Consider the following 9,730-nt stretch of genomic DNA (forward strand, 5'->3'; position numbering starts at 1 on the left):
GCGGGCGGTGGTGCTCCTCCTCGACCACGACGCCGAGGGGGCGCTCGGCGTCGTCCTGAACAGGCCGACGCCGGTGGAGGTGGGCAGCGTACTCGACGGCTGGGGCCGGCTGGTCGGGCCGCCCGCCGTGGTGTTCCAGGGCGGGCCGGTGGCGCTGGACTCCGCGCTCGGGCTGGCCGTGGCCCCGGGGGAGCCGGGCACCGTCGAGCCGCTCGGCTGGCGGCGGGTGCACGGGGCGATCGGCCTGGTGGACCTGGAGGCGCCGCCGGAGGTGCTGGCCGGGGAGCTGGGCGGGCTGCGGATCTTCGCCGGGTACGCCGGCTGGTCACCGGGCCAGCTGGAGGCGGAGATCGGCTCCGGTGCCTGGTACCTGGTGGACTGCGAGCCGGGCGACATCTCCAGCCCTGAGCCGGAGCGGCTCTGGCGCGCGGTGCTGCGCCGCCAGCGCGGCCCGCTGGCGCTGCTCGCCACGTACCCGGACGACCCGACCCTGAACTGACGTGCGAGTTCCGCGGGCGCGACGGTGGCCCGGTTTCCCGGGGCCCCCATAGACTTGGCACCCATGAGCACTCTTGAGCCCGAGCGCGGCCTCGGCACCGGCACCCTGGTCGAGCCCGTCCCGCAGGTGTCCAACGGGGACGGCGACCACGAGCGCTTCGCGCACTACGTCCAGAAGGACAAGATCATGGAGAGCGCGCTCTCCGGATCCCCCGTGGTCGCGCTCTGCGGCAAGGTGTGGGTGCCCGGGCGCGACCCGAAGAAGTACCCGGTCTGCCCGATGTGCAAGGAGATCTACGACGGCATCGGCAAGCCGCAGGGCGGCGACGACAACAACAAGTGACCCGTCCGACGATTGGTCTATGCCAATCGGGGTGATGCGGGCCAGGATGGCGGGATGGACCTCATCCCCGCCCCCCTGAGCTCCGTCCGCCTCCGGGACCAGGACTTCCCCCTCGACCGCGGCACCACCCTCACCGCCCCGCCCGGCCTGGCCGGCGCCGAGCGGTGGCTGCGGACCACGCTGACCGCCGCGACCGGACTCCCGTTCGCCCCCGGCCGGCCCGGCGAGGGCGTCGAACTGGTCCACGACGGGTCGCTGGCCGGCGAGGCGTACCGGCTCTCGGTGCGCCCCGGCCACGCCGTGATCACCGCCGGCGGCCCCGCCGGCGCCCTCTGGGGCGCCCAGACGCTGCGCCGGCTGCTCGGCCCGGACGCCTACCGCCGTGCCCCGCTGCGCGACGGCGGCTGGGTGCTGCCGGGCGCCGACGTCGAGGACGCCCCCCGCTTCGCCTGGCGCGGCGCACTGCTGGACGTCGCCCGGCACTTCCTGCCCAAGTCCGACGTGCTGCGCTTCATCGACCAGCTCTCGGCGCACAAGCTCAACGTGCTGCACCTGCACCTGACCGACGACCAGGGCTGGCGGGTGGAGATCAAGCGCTACCCGGGGCTCACCGAGCGGGCCTCCTGGCGGGAGCGCTCGATGGTCGGGTACCGGACCGCCCGGTGCCGCGACGACCGTCCGCACGGCGGCTTCTACACCCAGGACGACCTGCGCGAGATCGTCGCCTACGCCGCGGAGCGGGCCGTCACCGTCGTCCCGGAGATCGACCTGCCGGGCCACTCGCAGGCCGCCATCGCCGCCTACCCGGAGCTCGGCAACACCGACGTGGTGGACACCGCGGCGCTGGGCGTCTGGACCGACTGGGGCGTCAGCCACCACGTGCTCAACCCCTCGGAGGGCACCCTGCGCTTCTTCGAGGGCGTGCTGGAGGAGGTGCTGGAGCTCTTCCCCTCCGAGTTCGTCCACCTCGGCGGCGACGAGTGCCCCAAGGAGCAGTGGAAGGACAGCGCCGCCGCCCAGGCCCGGATCCGCGAGCTGGGCCTCGCCGACGAGGACGAGCTGCAGAGCCACCTGATCCGCCACTTCGACCGCTGGCTGGCCGGGCGCGGGCGCCGGCTGATCGGCTGGGACGAGATCCTGGAGGGCGGCCTGGCGCCCGGCGCGGCCGTGTCGTCGTGGCGCGGCTACGGCGGCGGGATCGCGGCCGCGCGGGCCGGGCACGACGTGGTGATGTGCCCCGAGCAGCACGTCTACCTGGACCACCGGCAGGCTCCGGGCGAGGACGAGCCGGTCCCGGCCGGCTTCGTCCGGACGCTGGAGGACGTGTACCGCTTCGAGCCGGTCCCGGCGGAGCTGGACGAGGCCGCGGCCCGCCGGGTGATCGGCACCCAGGCCAACCTGTGGAGCGAGTTCGCCGACAGCGCCCGGGACGTCGACTACCGGGCCTTCCCGCGGCTCGCGGCCTTCGCCGAGGTCGCCTGGTCCGCGCTGCCCGCCGACCCGGCCGCACGTGACTTCGCGGACTTCGGGCGGCGGCTCCGGGGGCACCTGGCGGTGCTGGACGCGCTCGGCGTCGAGTACCGGCCGGAGGGCGGCCCGCACCCCTGGCAGCGCCGGCCCGGCGTCGTCGGCCGGCCGCTCGACGGCCCGCCGCCCGCGGTCTGAGGGCGGCGGGGCCCGACGGGCGGGTGGGAACTTCTGAACGGTCGTCGGACGTCAAGAACAGATGAACATCTGCTCCGGTCCGGCCCGGACCGGAGCAGATACCGCCCGGTATCCGTCCCAATCGGGCAGTTCCGTTCGCCTGTCCCGAAATGATCATCGAGCATTGTGTGCCAGAGTTGCCCAACCCGGCCCGATCGCCCGTACCCTACGGGCCAGGCCGGGCTGCCGACGCGGACACCCCGGCCGAAGGCCGCGGGCGGCAGGCGATCGATGAGCAAGTGGAGCACGGTGGGACCCAGGTGAACCGGACGATCATGCTGCCGGCCTCCCTCGACGAGGCCGTCGACGCGCTGGCCTCCCACCCGGCCGCAGTGCCGGTGGCCGGCGCCACCGACCTGATGGAGGCCGTCAACGCCGGACGGCTGCGCCCCGCCGCGCTGATCGGCCTCGGCCGGATCACCGAACTGCGCGGCTGGCGTTACGAGGACGGCGGCACCGCCGTCCTGGGCGCCGGACTCACCCACGCCCGGATGGACCGGCCCGACTTCGCCGCGCTCATCCCGGCCCTCGCCGACGCCGCCCGCACCGCCGGACCCCCGCAGGTGCGCAACGTCGGCACCCTCGGCGGCAACATCGCCACCGCCTCCCCGGCCGGCGACACCCTCCCGGTGCTCACCGCCCTGGAGGCCACCGTCACCCTCGCCCGGGCCGGCGCCACCCGCGAGGTCCCGGTCAGCCACCTGCTCACCGGCCTCGACCCGCTGCGGCCCGGCGAGCTGCTCACCTGGGTGCGCGTCCCGCTGCTGCACGCCCCGCAGGTCTTCCTCAAGGCCACCGGGCGCAGCGGCCCGGCCCGCGCCACCGCGTCCGTCGCGCTCGTCCTCGACCCGGCCCGGCGCGCCGTGCGCTGCGCGGTCGGCGCCGTCGCCCCGGTGCCGCTGCGGCCGCTGGAGGCCGAGGCCTGGGTGGCCGGCTGCATCGACTGGGACGGCAGCCGCGAGATCGACCCCGCGGCGACCGCCGCCTTCGGCGAGTACGTGGCCGCCGCCTGCGTTCCGGACAGCTACGGCGCCGAGGGCGCCTGGGAGGCCGTGACCGAGGGGCCGACCGCGGCCGCCGTTCGGCTACGGCGTACCGTATCGGTGCTGGCCCGCCGGGCACTGGGAAGGGCGCTGAAGTGACCACTGACCCCATCGAAACCCTCGACGCGGGCGCGTTCGACCACGCGCCGCAGGTCAGCCGGGAGCTGCGGCCCTGCACCTCGTACACGCTGCGGGTCAACGGTTTCGAACGGCCCGTCACCGACGCCTGGATCGGCGAGAGCCTGCTCTACGTGCTCCGCGAGCGGCTCGGGCTGGCCGGCGCCAAGGACGGCTGCGAGCAGGGCGAGTGCGGTGCCTGCTCGGTGCAGGTGGACGGACAGCTGGTGGCCGGCTGCCTGGTGCCCGCCGCCCTGGCGCAGGACAGCGAGATCAACACCGTCGAGGGCCTGTCGGCCGGCGGCGGCGCCAGCGACGTCCAGCAGGCGCTGGCCGAGTCCGGCGCGGTGCAGTGCGGCTACTGCACGCCCGGCATGGCGATGGCCGTGCACGACCTGCTCCAGCGCAACCACCGGCCCACCGACGTGGAGGCCCGGCAGGCGCTCTGCGGCAACCTCTGCCGCTGCACCGGCTACCGGGGCGTGCTCGCCGCGGTGCAGAACATCGCCGACGCGCGGGCGCTGGAGGCCGAGGAGGCGGAGGAGGCGCTCGCCGCGGAGGCCGCCGACGAGGCCGCCGCCGGTGCGGCCACCGCGGCCGCGGCGGAGGAGACCGCGCAGCCGGCCGACCCACCGGTGTACACCGACGAGGACGCCTGGATCGAGCACGTCCCGCAGCCGCCCGCCGAGCAGCAGTTCGCCGAGCAGCAGTTCGCCGAACAGTCCTTCACCGAGCAGGTCCCCGTCGACCAGCCCTTCGCCGAGCAGCCCTTCGCGGAGCAGCAGTTCGCCGGGCAGCAGCACGTGGAGGAGATCCCGACCACGGCCGGCACGGGCGTCGGCGTCGGCATGCAGTACGGCACCCCCGACGGCCAGGGCGGCTACGACACGGGCGTCTACGACACCGGGACGTTCCCCGCCGGCGCCTTCGACACCGGCGTGCTGCCGCAGGTCCAGGGCATCCCCGCGCAGGCCGTCGACGGCCAGGGCTACTACCCGCAGGCGGGCTACCCCGAGCAGCAGCACTACACGCCGACCCCGCCGCACGGCACCTACCTGCCGGGCGGTCACCCGGACGGCGGCTACCCGCAGCAGCCCGGCTACGACGCCGCCGGCGGCTACGACGGCCCGGTCTACGAGCAGGCCCCCGCCACCGGCTTCGACGGCACGCCCGCGCACGGCACGCCGTACGTCCCCACGCCCCCGCACGGCGTCCCGGTCGAGGGCACCGCCCCCGCCGGCGTCCCGTACGGCGCCACCCCCGCCCACGGCATCCGGCTCCCCGAGGACGACCACGCATCATGACGTCGCCTACCGACATCGGCGCAGCACCCCAGCAGGACGGCGACGAGGACGGCGCACCGGAGCCGTTCGGGCTGGGCAGCTCCCCGCTGCGCAGCGACGCCCTGCCCAAGGCGCTCGGCATCTACCCGTACGCCGCCGACCTCTGGGCCGAGGGACTGCTCTGGGGCGCGGTGCTGCGCTCGCCCCACCCGCACGCCCGGATCGCCGGCATCGACACCTCCGCCGCGCTGGCCCTGCCCGGCGTGCACGCCGTGGTCACCGCCGCCGACCTGCCGGCCGGCCCGGACGGCAGCCCCGACGGCGCGCCGGCCGGCCCGATCGTCGCCGACCGGCCGGTGCTGGCCGCCGGCGTGGTCCGCCACCACGGCGAGCCGGTGGCCGCCGTCGCCGCCGACCACCCGGACACCGCCCGCCTCGCCGTCGGCCTGATCACCGTCGACTACGAGCCGCTGGAGGCGGTGACCGACCCGGAGCAGGCCTTCACCGCCCCGGCCCTGCACCCGGACGGCAACCTGTTCCGGCACCTCCCGCTGCGCACCGGGGAGCCGGAGGCGGCCGGCGAGGTCGTCGTCGAGGGCCTCTACCAGGTCGGCCGGCAGGACCCGGCGCCGCTCGGCGCCGAGGCGGGCCTGGCCGTGCCGCGCCCGGACGGCGGCGTCGAGCTGCACCTGTCGTCCACCGACCCGCACGGTGACCGCGACCGCACCGCCGCCTGCCTCGGCCTGGAGCCGGACCGGGTCCGGCTGGTGGTCACCGGTGTGCCTGGCGCCACCTCCGACCGCGAGGACCTCTCCTTCCAGGTCACCCTGGCGCTGCTGGCGCTGCGCACCGGCCGCCCGGTGAAGATGACCCTCACCCGTGAGGAGTCCTTCCACACCCACACCTCCCGCCACCCGGCGCTGCTGCGCTACCGCCACCACGCCGACGCCGAGGGCCGGCTGGTCAAGGTCGAGGCGCAGATCCTGCTGGACGGCGGCGCCTACGCGGACGTCTCGGCCGAGGCGCTGGCCGCCGCCACCGCGTTCTCGGTCGGCCCGTACAACTGCCCCAACGTGTTCGTGGACGCCTGGGCGGTGCGCACCAACAACCCGCCGGCCGGCCGGATGCGCGGCGAGGGGGCCCTGCAGGCCTGCTTCGCCTACGAGTCGCAGCTGGACCAGCTGGCCGCCCGGGTCGGCTTGGACCCGGTGGAGATCCGCCGCCGCAACGCGATGGCGACCGGAGACCCGATGCCCACCGGACAGGCCGTCACCTGCCCGGCCCCGGTGGCCGCCCTGCTGGAGGCGGTGTCCTCGGAGCCGCTGCCCGCCCTGCCGGTGGACGAACCGGACGCCGAGTGGCTGCTGCCCGGCGGGCCCGGCGGCGCCGGCGACCCGGCGGCGGTGCGGCGCGGCATCGGCTACGCGGTCGGCATGGTGCACATGCTGGGCGCCGAGGGCGAGGACGAGGTCTCCACCGCGACGGTGCGGGTCAGCGGCGACCACGCCACGGTGATCTGCGCGGCCGTCGACTCCGGCCAGGGCTTCGCCACCCTCGCCCGGCAGATCGTGCAGTCGGTGCTGGGCGTCAGCGAGGTGTACATCGCGCCGGCCGACAGCGACCAGTCGATCGCCGGGCCGTCCGCCCGCGGCCGGCACACCTGGGTCTCCGGCGGCGCGGTCGAGCGGGCCGCACTGATGGTCCGTCACCAGCTGCTGCAGCCGATCGCCGCCAACTTCGGGATGTCGGTGGAGCTGCTGCAGATCGCCGACGGCAAGATCACCTCCTACGACGGGGTGCTCGGCATGCCGGTCGCCGAGGCGCTGGAGGGCAAGGAGCTCTGGGCCACCGCGCAGTGCCGCCCGCACCCGACCGAGCCGCTGGACGAGGCCGGGCAGGGGGACGCCTTCGTCTCGATCGCGTTCTGCGCGATGCGGGCCGTGGTGGACGTCGACATCGAGCTCGGCGCGGTCCGGGTGGTCGACGTGACCGTGGCCCAGGACGTCGGCCGGGCGCTCAACCCGCGCCAGATCGAGGACCGGATCGAGGCCGGCGTCGCCCAGGGGGTCGGCCTGGCCCTGCTGGAGGACCTGCGGACCGAGGGCGGCCTGCTGGTCAACCCCTCGCTCACCGGCTACCGGCTGCCGACCGCCCTGGACACCCCGGAGGTCCGGATCGCCGCCCTGCTGGAGGAGCGCGACGTGGTCGCCACCTTCGGCGCGAAGGCGGTCAGTGCCGTTCCCGCGGTGGTCGCCCCGGCGGCCGTCGCCGCCGCCGTCCGCGCCGCCACCGGCCTCCCGGTCGGCCGGCTCCCCATCCGCCCCGAGGACGCCGTGACGGCCTGACGGTCGCACGGTCCTCACGGTTCGGCTCGCGGTCCGGCTGCCCGCGGAAACTCCCGCCGGAACTCCCGCCGGATCTCCCGTCGGAACTCCCCGGAATTCCGGAGAATTGCGACGGGGTCCGGAAACGGCGGTGACCGGAAATGGCGGGAACGCCATTTCCGGTCACCGTCGCAGCTGGAGGCCATGACGGGGATCGAACCCGTGTAAACCGCTTTGCAGGCGGTCCCCTGATCCACTCGGGCACACGGCCGGGGTTTACTGCTGTTTCGGTTGTTGCGCGTGATTCCGGTGTTGCTCCGGCGGGGCCGGTGAATTCATCCTGACGGAATCCGCGATAGGACGTCAACGTCCGTTTGTAAATTCTGCATGGCAACCCGTGCTACCGTCGGAGACAGGTGGCCCTTTTCCGGCCGCCCCGGACGAGCGCGTCGTACCCGGTGACGACAAGACGGCGCAGCACAGCGGCAACCCGGCCGCTGCTGACTGCGGAGGTGTCGTCGCCATGGCGTGGCTCGTTCTGATCGTTTCCGGTGTCCTGGAGACCGTGTGGGCGGTGGCCCTGGAGTCGTCCAAGGGCTTCTCCCGGCTCGTCCCCACCCTCGTCTTCGGCGTCGCGCTGGCGCTGAGCATGGGCGGTCTGGCGTACGCGATGCGTTCCATCCCGATCGGCACCGGCTACGCGGTCTGGGTCGGTATCGGCGCGGTCGGCACCGCGCTGTACGGCATGGTGGCGCTCGGGGACGCGGCCACGGTGGCCCGGACCGGCTGCCTGCTGCTGATCGTCTCCGGTGTGGTGGGCCTCAAGGCGCTGCACTGAGCGACCCGCCCGTCCCGAAGCCGGGCCTAGGTCCTCCGGAGGAGCCGGTCACCTTCCTTGGTCAGGGGTCATCCGGTCGGACGGGTCTTACGATGTTACGTATGACCACTGCCTCCCCCACCTCGGTCGACGCCGCCCCGACACCCCCCGACCCGACCGACCCCGGAGGGGTGCTCGGCGGCCGCTACCGGGCGCTGACGCTGGGCATCGTCTCGGTGGTCCTGCTGCTCGCCTTCGAGGCGACCGCGGTGAACACCGCGATGCCGGTGGCGGCCCGCCAGCTGGACGGGCTGGGGCTCTACGCCTTCGCGTTCTCCGGCTACTTCACCACCACGCTGTTCGCCCTGGTCGTCTCCGGCCAGTGGTGCGACCGGCGGGGCCCGCTGCAACCGCTGTTCACCGGCATCGCGGTGTTCGGCGCGGGCCTGGTGGTGGCCGGGACGGCGCCCGGGATGTGGGTCTTCGTCGCGGGCCGGGCGGTCCAGGGCCTGGGCGGCGGGCTGGTGATCGTCGCGCTGTACGTGGTGGTCGGCCGGGCCTACCCCGAGCGGCTGCGGCCGTCCGTCTTCGCGGCCTTCTCCTCGGCCTGGGTGCTGCCCTCGATCGTCGGCCCGGTGGTGTCCGGCGCCGTCACCCAGCACCTGGGGTGGCGCTGGGTGTTCCTGGCCGTCCCGGCGCTGATCGTGCTGCCGCTGGCGGTGATGGGCCCCGCGCTGCGCCGCTCCGAGCGGGAGCAGCCGGTGCCCAAGGGCGCGGACTTCGACCGCCGCCGCACCCTGCTGGCCGCGATGGCCGCGCTCGGCGCGGGCCTGCTGCAGTACGCCGGCCAGCGGCTGGACGTGATCGGGCTGCTCCCGGCGGCGGCCGGGGCGGCGCTGCTGCTGCCCGCCGTGCTGGGGCTGCTGCCCGCCGGGACGCTGCGCGCCGGGCGCGGGCTGCCGACGGTGATCCTGCTGCGCGGGGTGGCGGCGGGGGCGTTCTTCGCGGCCGAGGCGTTCATCCCGCTGATGATGGTGACCCAGCGCGGCCTCTCGCCGACGCTGGCCGGGCTGACGCTGACCAGCGGCGGCCTCTCCTGGGCGCTGGGTTCCTGGCTGCAGGGGCGGCCGGGCGCGGAGCGCTACCGGGAGGCGATGATCCGGGGCGGCTTCGTGCTCACCGCGGTGGCGATCGCGGGCGCGGCCCTGGTGCTGGTCCCGGCCGTGCCGGCCTGGGTGGCGGCGGTGGCCTGGGGCGTCGGCGGGGTCGGCATGGGCCTGACGGTGGCGAGCATCAGCGTGCTGATGATGAAGCTGTCGGCGCCGGAGGACGCCGGGGCCAACTCGGCCTCGCTGCAGATGAGCGACGCGCTCGGCAACGTGCTGCTGGTCGGACTGTCGGGGGTGCTGTTCTCGGCGCTGGGCGGCGGCACCATGACCGCCGCCCACGAGGGCGCCGGGGGCACCGGCTCGGCCGGCGCGTTCGGGGTGATCTTCCTGACGATGACCGGGGTGGCGCTGCTGGGCGCGCTGGTGTCCGGCCGGGTGCGGAAGGGCTGACGGTCACTTGCCCCCGGCGGGGACACCGGGGTCGGCCGGGGC

At 75.1% G+C, this 9,730-nt stretch carries 7 protein-coding genes, 1 tRNA gene, 1 pseudogene and 1 riboswitch; of the genes and pseudogenes, 8 read left to right on the forward strand and 1 reads right to left on the reverse strand.

Features of this window, described 5'->3' with window-relative positions:
• The 6 genes and pseudogenes from ABZ885_RS29570 to ABZ885_RS29595 form a co-directional block, all read left to right on the forward strand.
• On the forward strand, nucleotides 1-499 hold a 499-nt coding region (locus tag ABZ885_RS29570), incomplete at its 5' end, for a YqgE/AlgH family protein (RefSeq protein WP_360195111.1).
• 63 nt (nucleotides 500-562) lie between these two features.
• Nucleotides 563-841: a DUF3039 domain-containing protein gene (locus ABZ885_RS29575; protein ID WP_360195114.1), complete on the forward strand. Its 279-nt coding sequence runs from the start codon at nucleotides 563-565 to the stop codon at nucleotides 839-841.
• A 54-nt stretch (nucleotides 842-895) separates the two neighbouring features.
• The gene (locus ABZ885_RS29580; protein ID WP_360195117.1) at nucleotides 896-2,506 is read left to right on the forward strand and encodes a beta-N-acetylhexosaminidase; all 1,611 of its coding nucleotides are present in this window, start codon (nucleotides 896-898) and stop codon (nucleotides 2,504-2,506) included.
• Nucleotides 2,507-2,820: 314 nt separating this feature from the next.
• The gene (locus ABZ885_RS29585; RefSeq protein ID WP_360195127.1) at nucleotides 2,821-3,687 is read left to right on the forward strand and encodes an FAD binding domain-containing protein; all 867 of its coding nucleotides are present in this window, start codon (nucleotides 2,821-2,823) and stop codon (nucleotides 3,685-3,687) included.
• Between the two features lie 80 nt (nucleotides 3,688-3,767).
• Nucleotides 3,768-4,211, forward strand: a pseudogene (locus ABZ885_RS29590) ((2Fe-2S)-binding protein); the annotation flags it as partial.
• A gap of 794 nt (nucleotides 4,212-5,005) precedes the next feature.
• Nucleotides 5,006-7,333, forward strand: a complete 2,328-nt coding sequence (locus ABZ885_RS29595) for a xanthine dehydrogenase family protein molybdopterin-binding subunit (RefSeq protein WP_360195120.1) — start codon at nucleotides 5,006-5,008, stop codon at nucleotides 7,331-7,333.
• Nucleotides 7,334-7,508: 175 nt separating this feature from the next.
• Here ABZ885_RS29595 and ABZ885_RS29600 read toward each other — a convergent pair.
• Nucleotides 7,509-7,583, reverse strand: a tRNA-Cys gene (locus ABZ885_RS29600).
• A gap of 142 nt (nucleotides 7,584-7,725) precedes the next feature.
• Nucleotides 7,726-7,791: riboswitch (guanidine-III (ykkC-III) riboswitch) on the forward strand.
• Nucleotides 7,792-7,835: 44 nt separating this feature from the next.
• Here ABZ885_RS29600 and ABZ885_RS29605 point away from each other — a divergent pair.
• Nucleotides 7,836-8,150: an SMR family transporter gene (locus ABZ885_RS29605; protein WP_360195122.1), complete on the forward strand. Its 315-nt coding sequence runs from the start codon at nucleotides 7,836-7,838 to the stop codon at nucleotides 8,148-8,150.
• 101 nt (nucleotides 8,151-8,251) lie between these two features.
• Nucleotides 8,252-9,688 carry an MFS transporter gene (locus ABZ885_RS29610; RefSeq protein WP_360195124.1) on the forward strand — a complete coding sequence of 479 codons (1,437 nt, stop codon included), beginning with the start codon at nucleotides 8,252-8,254 and terminating at the stop codon, nucleotides 9,686-9,688.
• Nucleotides 9,689-9,730: the final 42 nt, after the last annotated feature.

The organism is Kitasatospora sp. NPDC047058 (genome assembly GCF_040643935.1).
GTDB lineage: Bacteria > Actinomycetota > Actinomycetes > Streptomycetales > Streptomycetaceae > Kitasatospora.

Bases quoted from the DNA above. Each gene is read 5' to 3' on its own strand.
- ABZ885_RS29610 (WP_360195124.1), top strand. From the start codon at position 8,252: ATGACCACTGCCTCCCCCACCTCGGTCGACGCCGCCCCGACACCCCCC.
- ABZ885_RS29595 (WP_360195120.1), top strand. From the start codon at position 5,006: ATGACGTCGCCTACCGACATCGGCGCAGCACCCCAGCAGGACGGCGAC.
- ABZ885_RS29575 (WP_360195114.1), top strand. From the start codon at position 563: ATGAGCACTCTTGAGCCCGAGCGCGGCCTCGGCACCGGCACCCTGGTC.
- ABZ885_RS29580 (WP_360195117.1), top strand. From the start codon at position 896: ATGGACCTCATCCCCGCCCCCCTGAGCTCCGTCCGCCTCCGGGACCAG.
- ABZ885_RS29585 (WP_360195127.1), top strand. From the start codon at position 2,821: ATGCTGCCGGCCTCCCTCGACGAGGCCGTCGACGCGCTGGCCTCCCAC.
- ABZ885_RS29605 (WP_360195122.1), top strand. From the start codon at position 7,836: ATGGCGTGGCTCGTTCTGATCGTTTCCGGTGTCCTGGAGACCGTGTGG.